This is a genomic window from Acetobacterium fimetarium (assembly GCF_014284475.1).
Classification (GTDB): Bacteria; Bacillota; Clostridia; order Eubacteriales; family Eubacteriaceae; genus Acetobacterium; species Acetobacterium fimetarium.
In genome coordinates this window covers 163,168-186,048 of sequence record NZ_WJBC01000003.1, presented here as the reverse complement: position 1 = coordinate 186,048, position 22,881 = coordinate 163,168, and the positions used below count along the sequence as shown (strand labels likewise).

At 43.7% G+C, this 22,881-nt stretch carries 23 protein-coding genes and 1 other annotated feature; all 23 genes read left to right on the top strand.

Annotated features, from left to right (window positions below; genetic code table 11):
- Positions 1 to 11: 11 nt before the first annotated feature.
- A complete protein-coding gene (gene murD / locus GH808_RS03640; RefSeq protein WP_186841433.1) occupies positions 12 to 1,373 on the top strand; it encodes a UDP-N-acetylmuramoyl-L-alanine--D-glutamate ligase in 1,362 nt (453 codons plus the stop codon).
- Positions 1,374 to 1,391: 18 nt separating this feature from the next.
- Positions 1,392 to 2,489, top strand: a complete 1,098-nt coding sequence (gene ftsW, locus GH808_RS03635; protein WP_186841432.1) for a putative lipid II flippase FtsW — start codon at positions 1,392 to 1,394, stop codon at positions 2,487 to 2,489.
- An 8-nt stretch (positions 2,490 to 2,497) separates the two neighbouring features.
- A complete protein-coding gene (gene murG / locus GH808_RS03630) occupies positions 2,498 to 3,601 on the top strand; it encodes an undecaprenyldiphospho-muramoylpentapeptide beta-N-acetylglucosaminyltransferase (RefSeq protein ID WP_186841431.1) in 1,104 nt (367 codons plus the stop codon).
- Positions 3,601 to 4,434 carry a cell division protein FtsQ/DivIB gene (locus GH808_RS03625; protein WP_186841430.1) on the top strand — a complete coding sequence of 278 codons (834 nt, stop codon included), beginning with the start codon at positions 3,601 to 3,603 and terminating at the stop codon, positions 4,432 to 4,434. The genes murG and GH808_RS03625 overlap by 1 nt, the downstream gene beginning before the upstream one ends.
- A gap of 248 nt (positions 4,435 to 4,682) precedes the next feature.
- On the top strand, positions 4,683 to 5,741 hold the full coding sequence (gene ftsZ / locus GH808_RS03620) for a cell division protein FtsZ (RefSeq protein ID WP_186841429.1): 1,059 nt from the start codon (positions 4,683 to 4,685) through the stop codon (positions 5,739 to 5,741).
- A 6-nt stretch (positions 5,742 to 5,747) separates the two neighbouring features.
- Positions 5,748 to 6,221, top strand: coding sequence for a transcriptional regulator NrdR (gene nrdR, locus GH808_RS03615; RefSeq protein WP_186841428.1), 474 nt, complete (start codon positions 5,748 to 5,750; stop codon positions 6,219 to 6,221).
- Entirely contained in the window at positions 6,218 to 6,760 is a 543-nt protein-coding gene (locus GH808_RS03610) for an NUDIX hydrolase (protein WP_186841427.1), read from the top strand. The genes nrdR and GH808_RS03610 overlap by 4 nt, the downstream gene beginning before the upstream one ends.
- A 173-nt stretch (positions 6,761 to 6,933) precedes the next feature.
- Positions 6,934 to 7,575: a site-2 protease family protein gene (locus GH808_RS03605; protein ID WP_186841426.1), complete on the top strand. Its 642-nt coding sequence runs from the start codon at positions 6,934 to 6,936 to the stop codon at positions 7,573 to 7,575.
- A 14-nt stretch (positions 7,576 to 7,589) separates the two neighbouring features.
- Entirely contained in the window at positions 7,590 to 8,312 is a 723-nt protein-coding gene (locus tag GH808_RS03600) for a segregation and condensation protein A (RefSeq protein WP_311135745.1), read from the top strand.
- Positions 8,305 to 8,955 (top strand): SMC-Scp complex subunit ScpB, encoded by a 651-nt coding sequence (gene scpB / locus GH808_RS03595; RefSeq protein WP_186841424.1) that lies wholly within the window; start codon positions 8,305 to 8,307, stop codon positions 8,953 to 8,955. Before GH808_RS03600 ends, scpB begins: the two co-directional genes overlap by 8 nt.
- A complete protein-coding gene (locus tag GH808_RS03590) occupies positions 8,952 to 9,662 on the top strand; it encodes a pseudouridine synthase (RefSeq protein WP_186841423.1) in 711 nt (236 codons plus the stop codon). The genes scpB and GH808_RS03590 overlap by 4 nt, the downstream gene beginning before the upstream one ends.
- The gene (locus GH808_RS03585; RefSeq protein ID WP_186841422.1) at positions 9,659 to 10,057 is read left to right on the top strand and encodes a hypothetical protein; all 399 of its coding nucleotides are present in this window, start codon (positions 9,659 to 9,661) and stop codon (positions 10,055 to 10,057) included. Before GH808_RS03590 ends, GH808_RS03585 begins: the two co-directional genes overlap by 4 nt.
- 52 nt (positions 10,058 to 10,109) lie before the next feature.
- Positions 10,110 to 11,039 carry a MurR/RpiR family transcriptional regulator gene (locus tag GH808_RS03580; RefSeq protein WP_186841421.1) on the top strand — a complete coding sequence of 310 codons (930 nt, stop codon included), beginning with the start codon at positions 10,110 to 10,112 and terminating at the stop codon, positions 11,037 to 11,039.
- Positions 11,036 to 12,271, top strand: a complete 1,236-nt coding sequence (locus GH808_RS03575; RefSeq protein ID WP_186841420.1) for a BaiN/RdsA family NAD(P)/FAD-dependent oxidoreductase — start codon at positions 11,036 to 11,038, stop codon at positions 12,269 to 12,271. Before GH808_RS03580 ends, GH808_RS03575 begins: the two co-directional genes overlap by 4 nt.
- Positions 12,272 to 12,298: 27 nt before the next feature.
- Positions 12,299 to 12,949, top strand: coding sequence for a (d)CMP kinase (gene cmk / locus GH808_RS03570; protein WP_186841419.1), 651 nt, complete (start codon positions 12,299 to 12,301; stop codon positions 12,947 to 12,949).
- Positions 12,946 to 13,521: a lysophospholipid acyltransferase family protein gene (locus GH808_RS03565; protein WP_186841418.1), complete on the top strand. Its 576-nt coding sequence runs from the start codon at positions 12,946 to 12,948 to the stop codon at positions 13,519 to 13,521. The genes cmk and GH808_RS03565 overlap by 4 nt, the downstream gene beginning before the upstream one ends.
- A gap of 13 nt (positions 13,522 to 13,534) precedes the next feature.
- Positions 13,535 to 15,781: a bifunctional 4-hydroxy-3-methylbut-2-enyl diphosphate reductase/30S ribosomal protein S1 gene (locus GH808_RS03560; RefSeq protein ID WP_186841417.1), complete on the top strand. Its 2,247-nt coding sequence runs from the start codon at positions 13,535 to 13,537 to the stop codon at positions 15,779 to 15,781.
- Positions 15,782 to 15,971: 190 nt separating this feature from the next.
- Positions 15,972 to 16,370 (top strand): RrF2 family transcriptional regulator, encoded by a 399-nt coding sequence (locus GH808_RS03555; RefSeq protein ID WP_186841416.1) that lies wholly within the window; start codon positions 15,972 to 15,974, stop codon positions 16,368 to 16,370.
- Positions 16,371 to 16,389: 19 nt separating this feature from the next.
- Complete coding sequence (gene nifS, locus GH808_RS03550; RefSeq protein ID WP_186841415.1) at positions 16,390 to 17,595, top strand: cysteine desulfurase NifS; 1,206 nt, start codon at positions 16,390 to 16,392, stop codon at positions 17,593 to 17,595.
- 29 nt (positions 17,596 to 17,624) lie between these two features.
- Positions 17,625 to 17,999: an iron-sulfur cluster assembly scaffold protein gene (locus GH808_RS03545; RefSeq protein ID WP_186841414.1), complete on the top strand. Its 375-nt coding sequence runs from the start codon at positions 17,625 to 17,627 to the stop codon at positions 17,997 to 17,999.
- A 139-nt stretch (positions 18,000 to 18,138) separates the two neighbouring features.
- Complete coding sequence (locus tag GH808_RS03540; protein ID WP_186841413.1) at positions 18,139 to 18,666, top strand: PRC-barrel domain-containing protein; 528 nt, start codon at positions 18,139 to 18,141, stop codon at positions 18,664 to 18,666.
- Entirely contained in the window at positions 18,667 to 19,740 is a 1,074-nt protein-coding gene (locus GH808_RS03535) for an AI-2E family transporter (RefSeq protein ID WP_186841412.1), read from the top strand.
- Between the two features lie 44 nt (positions 19,741 to 19,784).
- Positions 19,785 to 20,007 (top strand) — a binding site (T-box leader).
- 142 nt (positions 20,008 to 20,149) lie between these two features.
- A complete protein-coding gene (gene alaS / locus GH808_RS03530; protein WP_186841411.1) occupies positions 20,150 to 22,789 on the top strand; it encodes an alanine--tRNA ligase in 2,640 nt (879 codons plus the stop codon).
- Positions 22,790 to 22,881 lie beyond the last annotated feature (92 nt).

Here is a 22,881-nt window from a genome sequence, read left to right as displayed (position 1 = left end):
AGAGGTTCAACATGAGAAAAACGACATTGGTTATTGGGGCCGCCCGAAGCGGCGTGGCTGTAACAGAATTACTGCTGGATTTGGGAGAAGGCGTGGTGTTAACCGACACCCGAGAAGCCAGCATTATTTTAAAAGAGTTTCCGCAAATTCTGGAATATGAAAAAAGGCCCTGTTTTGAATCCATATTTGGTATTCAGCCCAGCCCGGAGATCTTAAAAGCAATCGACGAGATTATTGTAAGTCCCGGCGTTCCGCTGATCATTCCGATTATCAAAGCGGCCTATGAACAGGGCATTCCTGTGATTGGAGAGGTTGAAGCAGCCTATCGATTGACAAAAACGCCCTTTATTGCAGTGACCGGAACGAATGGAAAAACCACCACCACCACTTTGTTGGGAGAAATATTCAAAGCTTCCGGACGGGGAACCTATGTGGTTGGAAATATTGGCGATCCGATCACGAATTATATTGCGGAATCGAAAGAAGCGGATGTTTTCGTGACGGAAATCAGCAGTTTCCAGCTGGAAACCATTCAGGCATTTCGCCCCAGAGCAGCAGCGATTCTCAATCTGACCCCCGATCATCTCGATCGGCATTTGACGATGGAAAACTATGTCCAGGCAAAAGGCCGGATTTTTGAGAATCAGACCAACGACGACCTGCTGGTTTTAAACGCAGATGATCAGCTGGTCTGCCAACTCGGAGAACAGGCGGTTTCGAAAAAAGCGTATTTCAGCTATTTGAAGCCGTTGGATTACGGGGCCTGGTGTTTGGATGGAAAATTATACATCAATAACGGGAAAGAAGTAATAACGGTATGTCGTGAGGACGAACTGGGAATCATCGGACCGCACAATACCATGAATGCTCTGGCGGCCTTGACTTTGGCCTATTTTTCCGGGGTGACAATCGATGTGATCGTGACAGTGCTGAAAGAGTTTAAAGGCGTTGAGCACCGGTTGGAGTGGGTTGGCTGTTTTTCCGGCGTAACCTATATTAACGACTCAAAGGGAACCAATACCAATGCGACCATCACGGCATTAAACGCGGTCGATACACCGATCATTCTGCTCGCCGGTGGTTATGATAAAAAAGAAGACTATTCGGAACTAATGGAATTAGTGGCAAAACGTGTAAAACGACTGATTGTATTAGGGGTGACTGCCAATGATATAATAACAGCGGCAACGGCCAAAGGTTTTACAAACATCACAAAGGTTGATAATTATGAAGAGGCGGTTGCGGCGGCAAAAGCGGAAGCAGTAGACGGAGACACCGTGTTGTTATCACCGGCCTGTGCAAGCTGGGATATGTTTGATAATTATGAAATCCGAGGTCGAATTTTCAAGGAACTAGTGACTAAGAATCAATAAGAAATTGAGGAGTAATCCATGAAAACAGGAAGAATAGATCGACCCTTTTTGATTGCTTTATTGATACTGGCAGGAATTGGGGTAATAATGGTCTTTAGTGCCAGTATGTATTCAGCGACAATTAGTGGTGAAAAAGGGTATACCCTTTTTCTGAAACAATTATTATTTGATTTTCTGGGTGTTCTTGTCATGATGGTCATGAGTAGAATCGATTATCGAACCTACAAAAAATATTATATCATTGCGATGGTGATCGCCGCCTTCCTGCTGCTGATTGTTTTAATACCGGGTATCGGCGTGAAAGTCAATGACGCAAGACGATGGCTTGATCTGAAAGTGACAACCTTTCAGCCGTCCGAATTTGCAAAAGTAGCCGGGATTCTTTATTTCAGTACACTCATTTCAAGAAACCGGAATGTTATCCGCGAACCGGGGCCCTTTTTCCTGTATTGTATGCTGCCCTTAGGCATTATCTGTGCGATTACCGTTGTCGAACCGTCATTGAGTGCGACGATGGCCATCGCGATCGGAATGTGTGGCGTTTTGTATTTTGCCGGCGTTCGGCTTAAAATCTTCTTGCCTTATATCGGGGTCGGACTGGCGGCATTTGTGGCACTGATGATTGCCGAACCCTGGCGTCTTGACCGCTTCAATGTTTTTTTAGGCAAAAGCGGCTATGATTATCAGATAACCCAGTCGCTATTGGCCATTGGCACCGGCGGTTTTTGGGGTAAGGGATTAGGCAATGGGAAACAGAAATATTCATTTCTGCCGGAATTGCAGAATGACTTTATTTTTGCAAACATCGCAGAAGAATTCGGTTTTATCGGCTGTTTGATCGTTTTGGGCTTATTTGCATTTGTTATTTGGCGGGGATTTAAGATTGCTCAAAAATCACCGGATACTTTCGGGTATTTATATACCAGCAGTGTCATGATGCTGCTGGCATTTCAGGTTCTGGTAAACATTGGCGTGGCATCAGCCGTCATTCCGGTTACCGGGATGGCACTTCCCTTTATGAGTGCCGGCGGATCATCGGTTATCATTCTCTTTGCGATGATGGGGCCGGTATTGAATATTTCCCGGAGTGTTGATCTTAGCAGAAACAGATTGTGAGGTAGACAATGAAAGTACTCATAGCAGCGGGCGGGACTGGTGGCCATATTTATCCGGGACTGGCGATTGCCGAGAAAATAAAAAATGCAAACCCGAATGCCGAGATCGTCTTTATCGGATCGAAAGTCGGAATGGAGAAAAATATTATTCCGCAATTAGGATATCCGATTGAGTATATCCGGGTAAGAGGGTTTGAACGACAGCTTTCACTGGAAACACTGGCGGCAGTGAAAGGAATTTTTGACGGCATGCGGGATGCCAAAAAAGTGCTGGATCGTCATCAACCCGATCTGGTTATCGGAACCGGCGGGTTTACGGCAGGGCCGCTTCTTTTGCAGGCCAGTCGGCGAAAAATTCCGACGATGATTCATGAACAGAATGCGTTTCCCGGTAGAACCAATCGCATGCTGGGAAAAAAAGTCGATCGGATTGCGATCAGTTTTAAAGAAGCAGAACAGTATTTCCCGGCCGGCAAGACATTTCTGGCAGGAAATCCGGTCCGGTCGGAGTACCAATCCATGGATCGACAGCATTCGCGAAAAAGTCTCCAGCTTCTGGATTCGCAGAAGCTGATATTAATCATGGGCGGAAGCCAGGGTGCCGGCTCCATCAATCAGGGTGCTGTGGCACTGATGGATTTTTATAAAAATCGGAATGATCGGGTCATTTATCATTTAACAGGAAAAGAACAATATGATAAGATTAAACAAGCAGTGCGGGAAGGCGGCATGGATACATCCGGCAATATCGTTGTGGAGGCTTACAGCAACGAAGTTTACAAGCTTCTAGGGGCGGCGGATCTCGTCATCAGTCGGGCTGGCGCCATGTCGGTAGCAGAAATTGAAGCAGTTGGAGTTCCCTCCATTCTGGTGCCTTATCCCCTGGCGGCGGGAAATCATCAGGATTTTAATGCCCGGGTTATTACCGATCAGGGTGGCGGTATTTTAATCGCGGACAAAGCGTTGACCGGTGAACATTTGATTGAAATCACGGAAGCGCTTTTAAAAGATGAACCCAGACTGAAGATGATGTCGGAGATTACTCGAAAATTAAGTATTCTTGATGCTGGAGACCGTATTTATGCTGAAATAAATAAGCTCATGGAGAATTGATGAAACGATCTAAAAAAGAAAAAGTCAACGAAAAACCGCAACTTTATGAATTGTCAAAAGCGGAGCTGCGGGAGCAGCGTCGACGACAACGTAAAATTAAAAAGAGAAAGCGAATCATGACAAGTCTGATCACAATTCTCATTATCCTTGGCATTGTTGGGGGAATTAGTTTTGCATCTTATGAAGCCGTGAAACAAGGCCTGTTCAACGTGACCGAAATAGAAGTGGTCGGAAATCAAATTGTTGATGCTCAGACGGTTATCGATGCATCAGGAATTCGCGTTGGCGAGAGCATTTTTTTAGTGGATCTGAATAAAGCAAACTACAATATCAATTCCCTTATGAACTTGGATGATTTAGTCATTTCGAAAATAATGCCAAATAAAATTCTGATTCGTCTGGAGGAATCGACGCCAATTTGTGCGGTAAGCAAAGACAACAACGTATACTACCTGACCCGGGATAAAAAACTCATTGAAAACAGTGAGTACATCAGAAAAACAGATATTCCCCTTGTCTTTGGATGCGAAAGTATCACGGTGGCCGGAATTGGGGAAGAAGTTGTGATTGAACCCTATTGGCGTTTTGATACGGTTATGAATATACTAAAAGACCTGGAGGACAGTGGCGGCCTGGAAAAAATTTCTGAAGTTCGGATGACGGAAAACAATACTTATGAGATTGTGACAAAGAATGGAACGATTTTCAGCTTTTGGGATTATGATAATTTCCAGGAAAATGAAGACTACATTCTCAGCAATCTGTCTGCAAATACAAGCAACATGCTGATAAATCTGACAGTGGGAACGAAGCCGGTTATCAAAGCAAGATAAGTTTTCGTTCGCAATCTGATCTGAAATTGATTAGACAGTAATCAAGTCGTTAAAAAAATATTGAAAGATATTTTTCTTAATTTAAAATTCAATAGTTGAAAAATTTGGAAATACAGGTTAATATAAAGAAGTGAAGATTTTTTTACGCGAATTTTTTAAAAAGATCGATGAGATATTAAAAAAAGAAATACTGAATCTTAGAAATAAAAGTGGAACGAGAAAGCTGTTTAGTTAGAGGAGGAAAAAAAGTGTTTGAATTAGATGGAAATTACGACAATTTCGCAAAAATCCGTGTAGTTGGTGTTGGTGGCGGTGGAAACAACGCGATTAACAGAATGATTGAAGCGGGCATGAAAGGTGTTGATTTTATTGCAATCAATACCGATAAACAGGCGCTGGCGTTGGCTTTGTCTGAAAAGAAACTTCAGATCGGAGAAAAATTGACCCAGGGGCTCGGCTCAGGTGGCAATCCGGAGATTGGTCAGAAAGCGGCCGAAGAAAGTAAGGATGCCATTGCGGATGTTATCAAAGACACCGATCTTCTGTTTTTAACGGCAGGAATGGGTGGCGGAACCGGCTCTGGTGCGGCACCGATTATTGCTAGAATTGCAAAAGATTTGGGAATCCTGACGATTGGCGTTGTAACGAAGCCGTTCTCGTTTGAAGGTCGTGTGCGGATGCGTAATGCGCAAATTGCCAGCGAATTTTTACAGGAAAATGTGGATTCACTGGTGACCATTCCCAATGACCGCCTGTTGAGAATTGCCGATAAATCGACATCCCTTAAAGATGCTTTCAAATTGGCGGATGACGTGCTGCTGCAAGGGGTTAAGAGTATCTCAGACCTCATCGCAATGCCAGGTCTGATCAGTTTGGACTTTGCAGACGTAAAAACAATTATGAAAGATACCGGGCTTGCTCACATGGGCGTTGGTCGTGCATCCGGTGATAATCGTGCTGAAGAAGCCGCTAAACAGGCAATTCTCAGTCCCTTGCTAGAAACACAAATTGATGGCGCAACCGGCGTCCTGCTTAATATTACAGCAGGCGAAGATTTGTCGTTGTTTGAAGTTGATAAAGCAGCAAGTATTGCGAGAGAAGCTTCAGATCCAGATGCCAATGTAATTTTTGGTGCAACCATTGACGAATCTTTGGGTGATGAGATCCAAATCACCGTCATTGCAACGGGCTTCCTTTCCGGCGAAGAAAAAGATAAAAAAGCGGCAATCAAAAAGGTTGTCAAGAGTGCAAGTACGAATAACGCAGGCGAATTTTCAATCCCGGATTTTCTGACCCGCGAAGATTAATTAAAAATGAAGTGTCCATATTGTGCATTTGATGAGAGTCGGGTTGTTGATTCTCGCCCTTGTGAAGAGGGGACAATGATCCGTAGACGACGTGAGTGCGCTAAATGCAATAAGCGTTTTACAACTTACGAACGGGTCGAGAATATCCCCCTGATTGTGGTGAAAAAAGGCGGACAGCGCACGCCATTTGATAAAAACAAAATATTCAATGGGATGATCAAGGCATGCGAAAAGCGCCCGGTTCCCATTGATGCCATTAAAGAAGTCGTGGATGATCTTGAACGCAGTCTCTATCAGAGTGAAATGAAAGAAGTGCCATCATCATTGATTGGGGAACAGGTCATGACAGCATTGAAAACCCTGGATCAGGTGGCTTATGTTCGGTTTGCTTCAGTTTACCGGCAGTTTAAGGATGTGGCATCGTTCATGGATGAGTTGGAGCGGCTGATCTCTGAAAAACAAACCGAGGGAAATTCATGAAACAGTATGAAAAAACAGTGAAAACTGAAGAGATATACAATGGCAAGATCGTCAGTCTGCGTGTTGATGATGTCGAGCTTCCGGATGGCAGTTTTTCAAAACGGGAAATAGTCACACATCAGGGGGCAGTGGCGGTTCTGGCGGTAAAAAATGGACAGATGTATTTTGTCAAGCAATATCGGATTGCCAACGAAATGCTGTTAACGGAGATTCCGGCGGGACTCATTGAACCGGGAGAGACACCGGCGGAAGCGGCCATCCGCGAATGCCGCGAAGAAATCGGCTATCGTCCCATTAATCTCTATCGGTTGGGCGAATTTATCCCGACACCTGGTTACTGTTCAGAAAGGATCACTCTTTTCTGTGCAACCGAATTTTTATGGGATCCCCTGGCGGAAGATGAGGATGAGTTCATCTGTCTTGTCAAAATTCCAGTGCGTACCGCAAGAGCGCTTTTTATTAATGGAAAATTTATTGATGGAAAAACAGTGGCGGCGTTGGGTTATTATTTTTCGATCGCTGCCAGAGATTGTTTGTAAGAATAAATAATGTTCAATGAGAATAGATGGTTTATTTCGATGCAGGGCATTAGAATGAATCATCTATTTTACATTACCGGCAGACAACCTCGCTGCGGCAAGCAATTGCGATCGCATGGCTTAAGACAGTTACGCAAATGCCGAGTGAAAGTTAAAAAAGGAGAGGTTAATGTATGTTTAATTTCACACCAGATTATTTTTATAGTTTACTGCTGAGTCTGCCCGGAATTCTGATTGCCATCAGTTTTCATGAAATGGCGCATGCTTATGCCGCGGATGCGATGGGAGATCCCACCCCCAAAGATGCGGGGCGTTTAACAGTCAATCCCTTAAAGCATATCGATCCGTTGGGCTTTATTTCGATGTTATTGTTTCGGTTCGGTTGGGCAAAACCGGTTCCGGTTAATCCGAACAATTTCAAGGACAAAAAAAAGGGCATGATCGCCGTTGCTCTTTCCGGCGTGCTGACTAACTTACTGCTGGCTTTTTTAGGCATGGCAGCCTATCTGGCGGTCATTCCCCTGAACAATGAGACCTTGATGATTATCCTGCAATATATTTATATTTATAATATTGTTTTTGCCGTGTTCAACATTATTCCGATACCACCGCTTGACGGCTCCCAGATACTGTTGCTGTTTTTACCGCCAAAAGCGTTGATGTTTTACTATCGCTATCAGCGATATGGGATGATTGCAATTTTTGTTCTGGCTTTAACGGGTTTGCTGGGGATTATCATCAATCCGGCTATTAATGCGATTGTCAGCCTCTTTTCAGCGATACTGCTGCCGTTTTTCAATCTGTTCTGGTCTTAACGATGGGATATGCAGTGAGTCTAGAAGGTTTTGAAGGGCCAATGGATCTGCTGATCCATCTTATTCAAAAAAATAAGATCGACATCTGTGATATTCCCATCGCCGCGATTACCAATGAGTATCTGGCGCAAATAAAAACCTGGCAGGACATGGATATGGATGTAGCCAGTGACTTTATCGTCATGGCGGCACGGCTTCTGGAAATCAAGGCCAGAGCGCTGCTGCCCCAAAACAAAGATCAGGCAGAAGATGAAGAGGATATTCAGGCAAAACTGGTTCGTCAGTTGATTGAATACAAGGTTTTCAAGGAGATCAGTGCCTATTTCAAAACAAGAGAAGAACGGGAGCAAGGCGCAATCTACAGAGATCCCGAGTATATTCCGACGAATGAAACGGAAGCGCCGCTTGAGATCGATCCAGTTTCACTGGAACTTTGCTTTAAACGGCTGCTGTTTCAACAGGAAGAAGAAACGGAAGACATCGCGCCGCCGCAAAAAATTATCCGGGAGCTTTTCAGCATTGAAGAGAAAATTCTTGAAATAACGGAAGCGCTTCTTCAGGCGGGCGACGAAGGGGTCAGTTTTTCCGAACTGCTGCATCCGGACATCACCCGGGAAGAAGTTGTGGTGACCTTGCTCTCACTGCTGGAAATGGTTAAAACCAGCGGTTTGCGGCTTGTCCAGAACCGGGTGTTTATTGATTTTCAGATCGAAAGGGAGGTGGAGAAAAATGGATAGCGATATGCTTGCAGGCGTCATCGAAGGAATTTTATTTGGCGCAGGCGATAAAATTTCCCTCAGTGAATTATGCCAGAGCCTTAATAAAACGCCGTCTGAAGTTCGGTTTGCAATTGAAATTTTAAAACAGGATTACCAGTCCCGGGCAAGGGGGATCAGGGTTGTTCAAGTAAAAGACACCTATCAGCTTTCCACCAAGCCGGAAAACTATGAATACATCAAAGAGATAACAAAGCGTCAGGAAAAAACGGGCCTTTCCCGCGCCGCATTGGAAACTTTGTCGATCATTGCCTACCGGCAACCGGTTACGCGTATTGCCATCGACGAGCTGCGTGGTGTCAGCTCAAGCAGTGCAATTCAGCGATTGCTCGATCGGGGGCTGATCTGTGATGGCGGACGGCTTGAAGCGCCCGGAAGACCGATTCTCTATAAGACTACCAATGAGTTTCTAAAAACCGTCGGCTTTTCAAGTCTTAAGGAAATGCCGGAATACGAAGTGTTTTCACAGGGTCGGCAGGAAGAATTCAATCTGGAAATAATGACAAATGAAACACCAAAAAAAGAAACATCGCACGAAGAAATGCTGACTGAAATGTTGGAAAAAGCAACCGGATCGGAACCGTCGGCAGAGGCCGCACAATGAGAATCCAGAAATACATGGCCCAGTGCGGGGTTGCATCACGTAGAAAATCGGAAGAACTGATCAAGCAAGGGTTGGTGCAAGTCAATGGAGAAACGATCAGGGAACCGGGATTTGCCGTGGAGCCGGACCAAGACGAAATCGTTGTTAACGGAAAAAAGCTGACAGTGTCGCCGCTGGTTTATGTGATGCTCAATAAACCAAAAGGGGTGCTGTCAACAGCCGTAGACACCCACGGACGCCAGCGGGTCATCGATCTGGTCCCGATTAAAGAGCGGCTCTATCCGGTCGGCAGATTGGATATGGACACGGAAGGTCTGTTGCTGCTGACAAATGATGGTGAGCTGACCTTTTCGCTGACCCATCCCAGTCATGAATTTGAAAAAACCTATGTCGGTCTGGTCAGAGGATGCCCAACAAAACCGAGTCTGGAAAGATTCAGACAGGGAATGGCCATCGAGGATTACCATACCGCTCCTGCCGCGATCCGGATTTTAAAGCAGAATCGCGATACCGCACGATTGGAAATGAAGATCCATGAAGGTAAAAAACGGCAGATTCGAAAAATGTGCGAGGCGATGGGGCATCCCATCATTGAGCTCAAACGGGTTGCGATGGGGAGCATCACACTGGGTGAGCTGAAACCAGGCGACTGGCGATATTTAACCAAAGACGAGATTACTTATTTAAAAGGAGATAAAAAAATATGATCAAGATAGGATTTCCAAGAGATTTTAGTCAATTAAAAGTGCTTTTCCCGGAAAAGGAAAAGGAAAGAGATTTGTATATTGCGGCTGAAGACACAGAAACTTCTAAAATACTGGGAGCAATCCGCTTTTTTTACACAGGAAACCAGGTGGATATTTTTGAAATGATCATGACCTATCAGGGCGACCAGTACATGGCGATATTTGATGGCATTGTCCGGACACTGCTTTATAAAATGGCGGAAGAGGGCTGCACAAGCCTATCCGTTCGCGGCGCAAAACAGGAGTTTGAAGCGTATTTTATGGATCATGAGTTTACTGAAGATGCCGAAGGTTTAAGTCATGCGGATTTTCCAGGTGAGTTTTTCAAACCATGCGCCGGCTGCAGTGGAGAATAAACTGGATTTACATCAAGGGGTACAACACTTAAAGCATTAAACGAGGTAAGCAATGAAAGAAATTTCAAGTGGAAAAGAGTGCAGGGATATATTTTCAACGATTAAACAGCTTTATCCGAAATTAAGTAAGAGTCATAAGCTGATCGCTGATTTTATGTTTAGTCATTATGAACAGGTTTCTGAAATGTCAGCCTGCAAGGTGGCAAAAAGCATCGATGTGAGTGAAGCAACCGTGGTCCGTTTTTCAGTAGCCCTCGGATTTGAAGGCTATCCGGAATTTCGCCGGGCGTTGAAAAATGAACTCAAGAGCAAGCTCACGACGGTTGAGCGGATTGATATGTCACTGAGAAATGAAGAGAAGGAAAAAGCGCTTCAGGAAACGGTTCAAAATGTCTTAAAATCGGATATTTCCAATATCGGCACAACCTTTGAAGAATTTGATTATGAAAACTTCAAATCATGCATCGATTTAATCCTGGCAGCCAGAAAAGTCATCATCATCGGTTTTAGAACGACGTCACTGTTAACCGAGCATTTGGGGTATTACCTCAACCTTATTTTAGACAACGTCAAGGTGGTGAACTATGGCGTTTCGGATATATACGAGGATTTGATCCGCCTGAACGAAAAAGATGTCGTGATTGCGATCAGTTTCCCGCGGTATGCTCAAAAGACCTATGAAGCGGTTGAATTTCTGGGGGAGAAAGGGGTTAAAATCATTGCGATTTCAGACAATGAAAATGCACCGATCAATGAGTTTACTGAGTATCGTCTGATTGCGAAAAGCAATGTTTACTCTTTCGTTGATTCGCTGGTAGCACCGCTTTCACTGATTAATGCCCTGGTTATTTCAGTGGGGTTGAGAAATATTGGCAAAACAAAAGAGACATTTAATGAACTGGAAGAAATCTGGAAAGATCACTATATTTATAAAGGCGATGAGATGGAGAAAGAATTCACGAAAGGACACGACGATCAATGAGTAATATTGCAATAATTGGAGGCGGTCCCGGAGGAATGATGGCAGCAGTAGCGGCTGCCCAAAAGGGACATCATATCGATTTGTATGAAAGTAACGAGAAATTAGGGAAAAAACTCTATATCACCGGAAAAGGCCGCTGCAACCTGACCAATGCCATTGATATCGGTGATTATTTTGACAGTATCGTTCATAATCATCAGTTTATGTACAGTGCGTTGTATTCATTTACCAATCAGGATTTTATGGCCTTTATGGAAAAAAATGGCGTGCCATTAAAAATTGAGCGGGGCGATCGGGTTTTTCCCCTTTCGGATAAATCAAGCGATGTCATCAGTGGCTTTAAAACAGCATTGAAAAAAAATAAATGCAACATATTTTTAAATAAAAAAGTGGAAAATCTTTTAATCGAGGACCGGGTTATCAAGGGCATCGTTCTGGAGCAAGGAGAAATACGCGATTATGATGCGGTAATCCTGGCAACCGGCGGAAAAAGTTATCCCTCCACCGGCTCCGACGGTAATTTTTATAGGATCTTACAAGAATGTGGGCATCAGATTACCGCATTAGCCCCGGCCCTTGTGCCGATCAATACAAAAGAAAACTGGCCGCGTGAGCTGCAGGGACTGTCGCTGAAAAATGTGGTCCTGACTTTAGCGAAAAAGACCCCGAAAGGGCAAAAGAAAATAAAATCCCTGCTCGGCGAAATGCTGTTTACGCATTTCGGTATTTCCGGCCCCCTGGCGCTGTCGCTCAGCTCCTATATGGCAGGAAATCCGCAGGACTATCTGTTGACCCTCGATTTAAAGCCGGCCCTCAGCATCGAACAGCTGGAAAACCGAATCCAGCGAGATTTAATGAAGTACCAGAATAAGGATTTCGGGAATGCTCTGGGGGATTTGCTGCCGTCAAAAATGATTCCGGTTATGGTTGGCCTCTCCGGCATCGATCCGCATCTCAAGGTGAATCAGATTACCAAAGAGCAACGGAAGAAACTGGTGCAGTGTTTCAAACAGCTTGATATTTCCGTTGCCGATCTCAGGGATTATGCGGAAGCGATTATCACTTCCGGCGGTGTCAGCGTGAAAGAAGTGGACCCCGGAACCATGGCATCAAAGCTGATCAAGAATCTCTACTTTGCCGGAGAAATGCTGGATGTGGATGCTCTGACCGGCGGATACAATATCCAGATTGCGGTTTCCACCGGCTGGCTGGCCGGAAACTCAGTTGAATGAAGGATGAATGGAATGAGGGAGAAGAAAATGCAAGTAGCGATTGATGGTCCTGCGGGAGCGGGAAAAAGCACCATTGCAAAGAAACTGGCAGCAGTTTATGGAATGACTTATCTTGATACCGGAGCGATGTATCGCTGTATTGCCCACTGTGTTTTAAACCAGGGCGGAAATTTTGAAAATACTGATGACATTATCCGGATTGCCGAAAAGGCAGCGATCACCTTCGATGGCGATCGGGTTTTCTGTAATAATAAAGAAGTGACAGAGGAGATCCGGACTCCGTTGGTTTCCCGGCATACTTCAGACGTTGCGTGCATCAGGGAAGTGCGGGAATTGCTGGTACGCCAGCAGAAAGCATATGCAAAAGATCACGCGGTTGTCATGGATGGCCGGGATATCGGGTCGGTTGTTCTGCCGGATGCCGATTTTAAGTTTTTTTTGGATGCCGATGTGCTGGAACGTGCCAGACGAAGAAAAAAAGAACTGGATGAAAGAGGCATCGTCAAAAGTCTGGAAAAGATAGCGCAAGAAATCAACCAACGGGATGACAACGACCGGAACCGGGAAGAAGGACCACTGATACAGATGGCGGATGCCATTGTGATCGATACGACCGGTAAAAGCATTGAACAGGTGTGTGATGCGATGCGAAAATATATTGATGGAGCCAAAGCATGATTTACAGAATCGGCCGATTTTTAACATATTTACTCAGTTTGATTTTGTATCGAATCAACATTGTTGGCAAGGAGAACATCCCCGAAACTGGAAGCGTTCTGATCTGTCCCAACCATATCAGTAATATCGATCCGGTTGTGATTGCCTTTGCCACGTCAAGAGTTGTCCATTATATGGCCAAGGCGGAGCTTTTCAAGAATCTTTTTTTGGCATGGTTCTTCAGGAAGGTCCATGCTTTTCCGGTCAACCGTGACAAGGTGGGCATTGATACGGTTAAGACTTCCCTGAAAATACTGAAGGATCAGGAGATCCTGGGAATATTTCCGGAAGGAACACGTGTCAAAGAAGGGGAACGCATCCCTCCGGCCAGTGGCTTTATTGTGTTTGCTGTTAAAACGAAATCGCCGATTATTCCGGTCAGAATAAAAGGCGAGTACCGCTTCCGTCATAAGATTGATGTCATTATCGGCGAACCGATTTTTCTCACCGATTATTATGGAAAAAAAATACCGGAAGCGGAAATGCAGAAATTGGGTGAAGAAATTATGGACAAGATTTACAGTCTGGAATAATTCAGAGGATAATATGGAAATAGTGATTGCAGAAAAAGCGGGATATTGTTTTGGAATCGAAAACGCCATGAAAATGGTCGAAGATACCATGCACTCAGGCCAGAAAAAGATTTATTCATTGGGCCCGATCAGTCACAATACTCAGGAAACGCAGCGACTGGCAGATCAGGGGATTATCATCATCGATGATGAAGATGTAAAAAAAATTGATTCCGGTTGTGTTATTTTACGTTCACATGGGGTAGGAAAGAATATAATCAGGATTCTTGAAGAAAAAGGAATTCCAATTGTCAATGCAACTTGTCCCTACGTCAGAGCCGTTCAAAAAAAAGTTGAAAAATATTATCAAGCCGGCTATCAGATCGTGATTGTTGGAAATAAAGATCATCCAGAGGTCATTGGAGCAAATGGGTGGTGCAATTATGAAGCATTAATAATTAATGATATAAAACATTTGGAAAATATCAAAGTTTATGATAAAATATGTATCGTGGCTCAGACCACCATTATCGAATCCAAATTCAATCGAATTTGTGATGAGATTAGGTCGCGAGTCAATGAAGTAGTTATATTTAATACTATTTGCAGTGCCACAGCTGAACGACAAGCGGCAGCGGCAAAAACTGCAAAAGAAGTAGAATATATGGTCGTAGTTGGAGGATATCACAGTTCTAATACGCAGAAGCTGGTTGATATTTGTAAATCCTGTTGCGAAAACACTTGTCACATAGAAACCATCAGGGACTTAGATTTCGCTGAAGTAAGGAAATACCAGAAAATTGGTATTACGGCAGGAGCATCTACACCGGATTGGATCGTTAAGGAGGTATTGGAAGGTATGGAAGAGCAAAACAAAATTGCTGAGGAAAACGTGGTCGAAGTAGTGGCGACTGAGGAACAGCCAACTGTTGCAGTTGAGGAAGTGGTTGAAGAAAAAGCCGTTGAAGTGGACGAATATGATGATGCAAATTTCGATTTCGCAGCTGAAATTGAAGAATCATTAAAAACAATTCGTCGAGGTGCAGAAATTGAAGGCGAAGTTATCCATGTCGCTGACGATGAAGTAATCTTAAACATTGGTTACAAAGCAGACGGCATTATCAAAAAGAATGATTTCACATGGAAAAACGATGAGGTGTTATCTGAACTTGTACAAATGGGAGATAAGATCTGGTGTATCGTAACTGATTTAAATGAGGGTTCAGGAAATGTAAAACTTTCAAAAATCAAATATGATAACCGTCTCGTACAAAAACAGTTAAGTGATGCCTTTGATAATAAAACTGTTCTGGAAGGAACGGTAAAAGATATTTCTGGAAACGGATTGATTATTGATATCGGCTTTACTGATATTTATATGCCTGCTTCACAATATCATGTGCGTTATGTCAAAGATCTAAATACCCTTATTGGAGAAAAAGTAAAGGGTATTATCATTGACTATAATCCAAAACGCCGTCGTGCCATTCTTTCACAGAAAATCATTCTTGAAAAAGATATGAAAGAAAGAAGAGAACAGCTTAAAGAAGTTAAAGAAAAACGCTTCGCAGAATTAAACGTTGACGATATCGTTAAAGGTGTTGTTAAAACGATCACGAACTTCGGAATCTTTGTTGATCTTGAAGGCATTGATGGTTTTGTTCATCGTTCTGACTTGACCTGGGAAAAAATCAACGAACCAAAAGATATTGTTGAAAAAGGTCAGGAAATTGAAGCCAAAGTCATCGCCAAAAATGATGAAGATAAGAAAATCAAATTAAGCGTAAAAGCATTACTGGCCCGTCCATGGGATGATTTTATTGCAAATTATCATGTCGATGATGAAGTTGAAGTTACCATCACCAACGTTCTTGATTTCGGCGCTTTTGCTCAGATCATTCCAGGTGTTGAGGGCTTGATTCATGTTTCGGAAATCAGTTATAGCCGAGTTGAATCCGTTGCTTCTGTTTTATCACCAGGCGATGTTTTAAAAGTTAAGATCATTGGCATTAATGCTGAAAAAGAAAAAATCAGCTTAAGTAAAAAAGCGACAGAAGAAGCACCAGCTCGTCCAGCTCCTTCACAGAGAAGCAGTAGCAGCAGTACTGGCAGCAGAGAAAAAAGCAGCAGCTACAGCGGTGAAAGAAGAAGCAAACCGCAGAATCATAATAACAGCAGCAGCCGAAACAAGACTGTTTATGAAGAAACAGCCAATGTAACCCTTGGGGATGCATTCGGTGATATGTTCAGTGGTCTTTTTGACGACGATACAGAAGAATAAAAAAATAACAATTTAAAGAGGTCTGTCTTTGGTGTTTAGCCAAAGACAGACCTCTTTTTTTTGTGCTTTTGAAACGGTTTTCTTAACAAAAAAATATTTTTCAAAAAGCTATTGAAAAATATTTTTTTAGTGCTATAATATACATTAAATCCAGGTGGAATACTCGGAAATAAACGAGGGGGTTCATCATTTGAGACTTTCAACAAAAGGAAGATATGGTGTACTTGCAATGGTTGAGCTGGCAATTCAATATGGGAAAGGCCCGCTATCAATTAAGGAGATTGCTGAACGACAGAATTTTTCAGATTCGTATATGGAACAGCTTTTTTCAGCGTTGAAAATGGCCGGACTCGTCAAGAGTTTAAGGGGTGCTCACGGCGGTTATGTGCTGGCAAGGGATCCCGATGACATTACCATTGGTGAAATCATCAGAGCGCTGGAAGGTCCCATTGAATTGGCAGACTGTCTTGAAGGCTTTGCTTGTGTAAAATCACCGGAATGTGTAACGAAAGGCCTTTGGAAAGAAATTAATGACAGTATCAGCAACATCATCGATAATCGATCACTACAGGATTTATTAACTAAATAAATCATGAAAGAGGTATAATATGAAGCGAATATATTTAGATCATGCAGCCACAACGCCGGTTGATCCGGCAGTTGTGGAGGTAATGGTTTCAAGTTTGAAAGACAATTTTGGAAATCCATCTTCAGTGTATGCTGAAGGACGAACAGCAAAAAAAAGCATTGATGCCGCACGGGCACAAGTAGCAAAAGCCATCAATGCAGATCCGCGTGAAATATTTTTTACGGCCAGTGGGTCAGAAGCTGACAATTGGGCCATAAAGGGCATCGCCATGAAAAATCAGGCGAAAGGAAACCATATCATCACCACGAAAATTGAACATCATGCGATTCTTCATACCTGTCAATATCTGGAAAAACATGGCTTTGAAGTGACCTATTTACCAGTCGATAAAGATGGCTTGATTTCACTGGAAGATTTAAGGAATGCGATTCGCAAAGAAACCATTCTGGTGTCGATCATGTTTGCCAACAATGAAATTGGCACCATTGAACCGATCAGGGAGATCGGGAAAATCGTTAAAGAAAAGGGAATTGTTTTTCATACCGATGCCGTGCAGGCACTGGGGAATATCCCGATTGACGTAAAAGATTTGAACGTTGATCTGCTCTCTGTTTCGGCGCATAAAATATACGGGCCAAAAGGAATCGGCGCACTTTATATCAGAAAAGGTTTACCCATTGACAATTTGATTCATGGCGGTGGACAGGAACGAAAAAAACGAGCCGGAACAGAAAACACACCGGAAATTGTTGCTTTCGGAAAGGCCGCAGAGCTTGCAACCGAACATCTTGAAACGAATATAAACCACATGAAGACGCTCAGAGATCAGCTGATCAAAGGCGTTACCGAAAGAATTCCCAAGGTCCGGCTGAACGGACATCCACAAAAACGGCTGCCGGGAAATGCGAACTTCTGTTTTGAATACATTGAAGGCGAATCGATTCTGCTGAGCCTTGATATTATTGGAATTGCCGGGTCCAGTGGATCAGCCTGCACCTCGGGCTCACTCGATCCCTCGCATGTGCTGCTGGCGATCGGCCTGCCGGCGGGAATGGCCCACGGATCGCTGCGACTGACGATTGGAAAAAGCACCACCCCGGAAGATATCGATTATGTCGTTGATAACCTGGTTGGTATCATTCAAAGACTGCGGGCGATGTCACCGATTGATGCAGACAATCCGATCGATTCGGCTGTCTTTGATAAAGCAGATCATCATCATTAAATTTTATTTTGATTTTAAGGAGAATAGAAATGGAATATACTGAAAAAGTCATCGAAAATTTTTCGTGCCCCAAACATGTGGGTGAGCTTGAAGATGCAAACGGCGTTGGCCAGGTCGGCAGTCCGGCCTGTGGAGACATCATGAAGATCTTTTTAAAGATCAATGATGAGGACATCATCGAAAATGCTTCGTTTAAAACATTTGGCTGCGGCGCAGCAGTTGCCAGCAGCAGCATGGCAACCGATATGATTATTGGAAAAAGCATTGAGGAAGCAGGTAAACTGAAAAACTCGGATGTGGTTGATGCCCTGGGCGGATTGCCCGATGTGAAAATCCATTGCTCAGTACTGGCCGCCGAAGCAATACAGGCAGCGATCCAGGATTATAAAACAAAAAAAGCATAAGTGCTGAAAAAAGCCGTCGTTTTGATATTGAAACGACGGTTTTTTGATGGTGATGAATAAATCGACAAAATGCACATTGCTATTAAAAAAATAATGGTGTAAGATAATAAAAATGACATAATTAAGAAAGGAATACGAAATGAAGGCAAACATCTTACTGAATGTTGAGGTGATTTCCAAAAATAATGGAAGACGTCATGGTTTAGTCAAAAGTCTGGTGGTAGTGAATCACGTTCTGCAATATCTGGTGATCAATCCCGGCGGGATTTTGTCAAAAGCAGAATTTTTCAAGCCGGAGAGCATCGTTGATGTCAATTATAAGCGATTGATCATTGAAGATGATAAAGATATTATCCGGGTTAAGCGAAAGATGGTGAAAGCGTATCTGGAGGAAGCCTTCCCCCTGATGAATTACCCGGTTGTGGACAAGAATGGCGAATTGTTTGGCCGCGTGGCCAATGCAACAATTGAAGCAAAAACCTACCGGATCAGCGAATATGAAATATCAAAAAGCTTTTTCGATGATCTTGACCACGGTTATGGAATCATCAAGGCATCAGAGCTGACCTATCAGGATCAGATTCTATCTTATGAAAAGGCAATGTTCAATCCCGAATTTAAAAACCAGGGAACAGGCATTGCCAATCGACTGTTGGGGGTAAAATAGATGCAGGACTCATCCAAGAAGAAGCGCTTGCTGATTCTGAATTTAATGGTACTGTTAATCATCGGGATCATCGTTTTTATTATATGGCCAACCTTTGCCGGTATGTTTATGCCGTTTCTGATAGCTATTATTCTTGCCTACCTGTTGAATCCATTGGTTGGATTTTTTGAACAAAAGGGGCTCGGCCGAATTCTTTCGGTTATCATTGTCTTCGTGTTGATGCTCGCGATTGTGGTCGGAACATTCATGAGTTTTGTCCCGACACTGATTACCAGTATTGCCGGCATGATCAGCAATATTCCTGATTTCATCAGTCAGATGCAGCAATACAACACCGAGCTCTCGAATTACATTACCAACATCAGCAATTCTGATATATCAAAATACGTCAATCTGGAACAGGCCCTGGGAAATATCGTCAAAGGATTCGGTTCAGCCCTCCAGCAGATCAGCAATGCGATCATTCAAAACAGTGGTCAACTAATGAATATCATCATCATTCCGCTGGTTACGATATTTTTACTGATGGACAAGGAATTTTTTATCAATGGCGTAATGTATTTAGTTCCGCTTCAATTCAGAAGCAGTGTCTTAAAAATGTGCTGTGATATTGATCTTGTCATCGGTGGTTTTATTAAAGGACAGGGCCTTACATCCCTCGTAGCGGGGATAGCAACCGGAATCTGTGCGATTGTATTGGATATTCCCTATGCCAGTATTATCGGCGTAGTCGCCGGCGTCACAACCATGGTTCCGTATTTCGGACCGGTTGTGGGAATGATTGTGATTGTCCTGATGGTGCTCTTTACAAAGCCCGTGATGATTATTCCCATCCTGATTGCCATCGGCGTGGTTCAGGTCGTCTGCGGCAATTTCCTGGCGCCGGCACTGATGTCGGGAAATGTGGGCCTTCATCCCGTCTTTATTATTTTCTCGATCTTCTTTTTCGGGGCACTGTTCGGTGGACTGGGAATGATCATGGCGGTTCCTTTAGCCGGAACCATTAAGGTAATTGGCGGCTATATCATCTCGGTGTTTGCCTCCCGGGAAGAGACAGAATTAAAAAGTGATTGACATTTTAATATGAAATCAATATAATCAAATTCATAGGTTAATATTAAAATGCATTGAAAACGAAGGCGCTAAATCAATTATTTCAGAGAGAAAGACGAGGCTGAAAGTCTTTTATAATGGATTTAGGGTTGCAGCGTTAGAGCAACTGTCAAGAAAATTGAGATTATTTCATTGAGTATTTTCAGTCGGGAGACCGTTATGGATAAAGTGAGTTATGAAATTTCATGACTAATTAGGGTGGTACCGCGGATAAAAACCGTCCCTTGCATTACGTGCAAGGGATTTTTTGTTTGCACGCTGGCAGGAGTGCCAAACCAGCCCGGATTTTTTTATGCAGTCGATGATCATCCCGCTGGTGTGAATATAAACGGGTATAATCCAAGTTATATTTAGAAAAAAAGGAGAAAAAATGAAACCATTAGGATTAAATGAAATTAGGGAAAAATATCTGGAATTTTTCGAGGAAAAGGGACATCTGCGTTTAAAGAGTTTTCCTTTAGTACCCATTAATGATAAAAGCCTGCTGCTGATTAATTCAGGGATGGCACCCATGAAACCTTATTTTACCGGCGATGAAGTGCCACCGCGAGAAAGAGTAACGACCTGCCAGAAATGTATCCGGACCCCGGATATTGAAAATGTTGGGAAAACAGCACGACACGGCACGTTTTTTGAGATGCTCGGGAATTTCTCGTTCGGAGATTATTTCAAAAAAGAGGCGATTCCATGGGCCTGGGAATTCTGTACCAAGGTTATGGAAATCCCGGAAGATAAGATTTGGGTATCCATTTTTATGGATGATGATGAAGCGTATAATATCTGGACCCAGGTTGTCGGTGTTTCCAAAGATCGCATGGTAAGACTGGGAAAAGAAGACAACTTCTGGGAACATGGCTTGGGACCCTGTGGACCGTGTTCAGAGCTTTATTTTGACCGGGGTGAAGAATTTGGCTGCGACAGTCCGACTTGCGGTGTCGGGTGTGACTGTGACCGTTATGTTGAATTCTGGAATCTGGTTTTCACTCAATTTGATAAAGATGAAACCGGTAATTACAATCTTCTGGATCATCCCAATATCGATACGGGAATGGGACTGGAACGGTTGGCCGTTATCATGCAGGGCGTCGACAATATTTTTGAAGTCGACACCGTGGGTCATATTTTAAACTATATCTGTAAAAAGGCCGGCGTAAAATACGGGGATAATGCTGATGATGATGTCTCGATTCGCGTCATCACCGACCATGTCCGAAGCGTCACCTTTATGATTGCCGATGGGGTCATGCCGGGAAATGAAGGCCGTGGCTATGTGCTGAGACGGCTTCTGCGGCGAGCGGTTCGTCATGGAAAACTTTTGGGAATCAAAGACCTGTTTTTATACGATGTGGCCAAAGAAGCCATTCGGGTTTCAGAAGGAGCCTATCCTGAACTCAGAGAAAAACAGGATTTTATTCAAAAACTGATAAAAATCGAAGAAGAGCGATTCAAAGAAACCATTGATCAGGGCTTGTCGCTGCTGAATAAAGAGATCGATAAAATCATTGAGACCGAACAAAGCGTATTCCCGGGTTTCGGTGCCTTCAAGCTCTATGATACCTATGGTTTTCCTTATGAGCTGACCAAGGAAATTGTTGAAGAACGGGGACTGACCATTGTTGCCGAAGAATTTGAGACCGAAATGCAGGCTCAGCGCGAGCGGGCCCGTCAGGATCGTATGAACAGCGATTTAGCCGTCTGGGCAGATGATCCCTTTAATGAATTGGGACCGGATGCCGTTGATACTTTTGTCGGCTACGATAATCTGGTAACTGAAGGAACCATTCTCGGTTTATATGTCAATGACGCATTGGTGGAAGAGGCCAATGAAGGCGATGAAGTTCTAATTCTTTTAAACCAGACTTCCTTCTACAGCGAAAGCGGTGGACAAACCGGAGATCGTGGGACCATTCAAAAAGGCGATGGGGTCATTGACGTGATGGACTGTAAAAAGGGCAGCCTCAGCCGCCACATTCACTCCGGAATTGTAAAATCCGGAAGCTTCAAGGTCGGAGAAACGGTTATCACAGATGTTGATAAAAAACGAAGAGATGCAGTGCAGCGAAATCATACCTCAACCCATTTGCTGCAAAAGGCATTAAAAATGGTATTGGGCGATCATGTGGAACAGGCCGGTTCCTTTGTTTCACCAGACCGGCTGCGATTTGACTTCAATCATTTCCAGGCAATGACACGTGAGGAAAAACGCCAGGTTGAAGAGATTGTCAATGCCGCCATTTTAGAAGCGTATGATGTCAAGATATTTGAAACCAATATCGATAAAGCCAAGGAACTGGGAGCGATGGCACTTTTTGGTGAAAAATACGGAGAAATCGTCCGTGTCGTCAAAGTGGGCGACTTCAGTACCGAGCTTTGCGGTGGCTGCCATATCAGCAATTCTTCAAAGGTGGGGCTGTTTAAGCTGCTCAGCGAAAGTGGGGTTGCGGCCGGCGTGCGTCGTATCGAAGCGGCAACGGGTTTCAACGCCCTGAATGTCGTCGAAAAAATGGATGACACCTTGCTGGATGTGTCAAATCTGATCAAAACGAATCCGGATCAGTTACTTGAAAAAGTGAGTGAATTATCTGAAACGGCAAAACAGAAAGAACGAACCATCAACGAGCTGAAACAAAAATCTGCCGGAAATATGATCATGAATATTCACCAGAAAATGGTCGTGATTGACGGCGTCCAGGTAACCATTGCGGAAGTTGAAAACATGCCGATGGAGGAGCTGCGAAACATTGGCGATTTACTGAAGGATCGGATGGGTTCCGGCATCGTATTGTTGGGAAGTGTGGTCGATGATAAAGTTAATTTTATTGCAACTGCGACAAAAGATATGGTCAAACGAGGCTTCCATGCCGGAAAAGTCATCAAAGAGGTGGCGACAGTGGCCGGCGGAGGTGGCGGCGGAAGGCCGGATATGGCGCAAGCTGGGGGGAAACTCCCAGAAAAACTGGCAGAAGCGCTATCAAAGGGAGAGGCCTGCATTCGGGAGCAGTTGAATTAATTTGTTAAGAAAAACAAAAAATATGTCATTTAACTTGTATTTTAGATAGCTTTAGGTTAAAATGGTATCAATTGATTGTGAAGGAGGTCAGA

What these genes read in the sequence shown, in the direction of transcription:
- GH808_RS03540 (WP_186841413.1), top strand. Translation starts at nt 18,139, where the DNA reads ATGAAGGCAAACATCTTACTGAATGTTGAGGTGATTTCCAAAAATAAT.
- scpB (WP_186841424.1), top strand. Translation starts at nt 8,305, where the DNA reads ATGGATAGCGATATGCTTGCAGGCGTCATCGAAGGAATTTTATTTGGC.
- murD (WP_186841433.1), top strand. Translation starts at nt 12, where the DNA reads ATGAGAAAAACGACATTGGTTATTGGGGCCGCCCGAAGCGGCGTGGCT.
- murG (WP_186841431.1), top strand. Translation starts at nt 2,498, where the DNA reads ATGAAAGTACTCATAGCAGCGGGCGGGACTGGTGGCCATATTTATCCG.
- GH808_RS03560 (WP_186841417.1), top strand. Translation starts at nt 13,535, where the DNA reads ATGGAAATAGTGATTGCAGAAAAAGCGGGATATTGTTTTGGAATCGAA.
- nrdR (WP_186841428.1), top strand. Translation starts at nt 5,748, where the DNA reads ATGAAGTGTCCATATTGTGCATTTGATGAGAGTCGGGTTGTTGATTCT.
- GH808_RS03575 (WP_186841420.1), top strand. Translation starts at nt 11,036, where the DNA reads ATGAGTAATATTGCAATAATTGGAGGCGGTCCCGGAGGAATGATGGCA.
- ftsW (WP_186841432.1), top strand. Translation starts at nt 1,392, where the DNA reads ATGAAAACAGGAAGAATAGATCGACCCTTTTTGATTGCTTTATTGATA.
- GH808_RS03580 (WP_186841421.1), top strand. Translation starts at nt 10,110, where the DNA reads ATGAAAGAAATTTCAAGTGGAAAAGAGTGCAGGGATATATTTTCAACG.
- GH808_RS03590 (WP_186841423.1), top strand. Translation starts at nt 8,952, where the DNA reads ATGAGAATCCAGAAATACATGGCCCAGTGCGGGGTTGCATCACGTAGA.
- GH808_RS03605 (WP_186841426.1), top strand. Translation starts at nt 6,934, where the DNA reads ATGTTTAATTTCACACCAGATTATTTTTATAGTTTACTGCTGAGTCTG.
- GH808_RS03585 (WP_186841422.1), top strand. Translation starts at nt 9,659, where the DNA reads ATGATCAAGATAGGATTTCCAAGAGATTTTAGTCAATTAAAAGTGCTT.
- GH808_RS03610 (WP_186841427.1), top strand. Translation starts at nt 6,218, where the DNA reads ATGAAACAGTATGAAAAAACAGTGAAAACTGAAGAGATATACAATGGC.
- GH808_RS03565 (WP_186841418.1), top strand. Translation starts at nt 12,946, where the DNA reads ATGATTTACAGAATCGGCCGATTTTTAACATATTTACTCAGTTTGATT.
- GH808_RS03545 (WP_186841414.1), top strand. Translation starts at nt 17,625, where the DNA reads ATGGAATATACTGAAAAAGTCATCGAAAATTTTTCGTGCCCCAAACAT.
- GH808_RS03535 (WP_186841412.1), top strand. Translation starts at nt 18,667, where the DNA reads ATGCAGGACTCATCCAAGAAGAAGCGCTTGCTGATTCTGAATTTAATG.
- alaS (WP_186841411.1), top strand. Translation starts at nt 20,150, where the DNA reads ATGAAACCATTAGGATTAAATGAAATTAGGGAAAAATATCTGGAATTT.
- GH808_RS03625 (WP_186841430.1), top strand. Translation starts at nt 3,601, where the DNA reads ATGAAACGATCTAAAAAAGAAAAAGTCAACGAAAAACCGCAACTTTAT.
- nifS (WP_186841415.1), top strand. Translation starts at nt 16,390, where the DNA reads ATGAAGCGAATATATTTAGATCATGCAGCCACAACGCCGGTTGATCCG.
- cmk (WP_186841419.1), top strand. Translation starts at nt 12,299, where the DNA reads ATGCAAGTAGCGATTGATGGTCCTGCGGGAGCGGGAAAAAGCACCATT.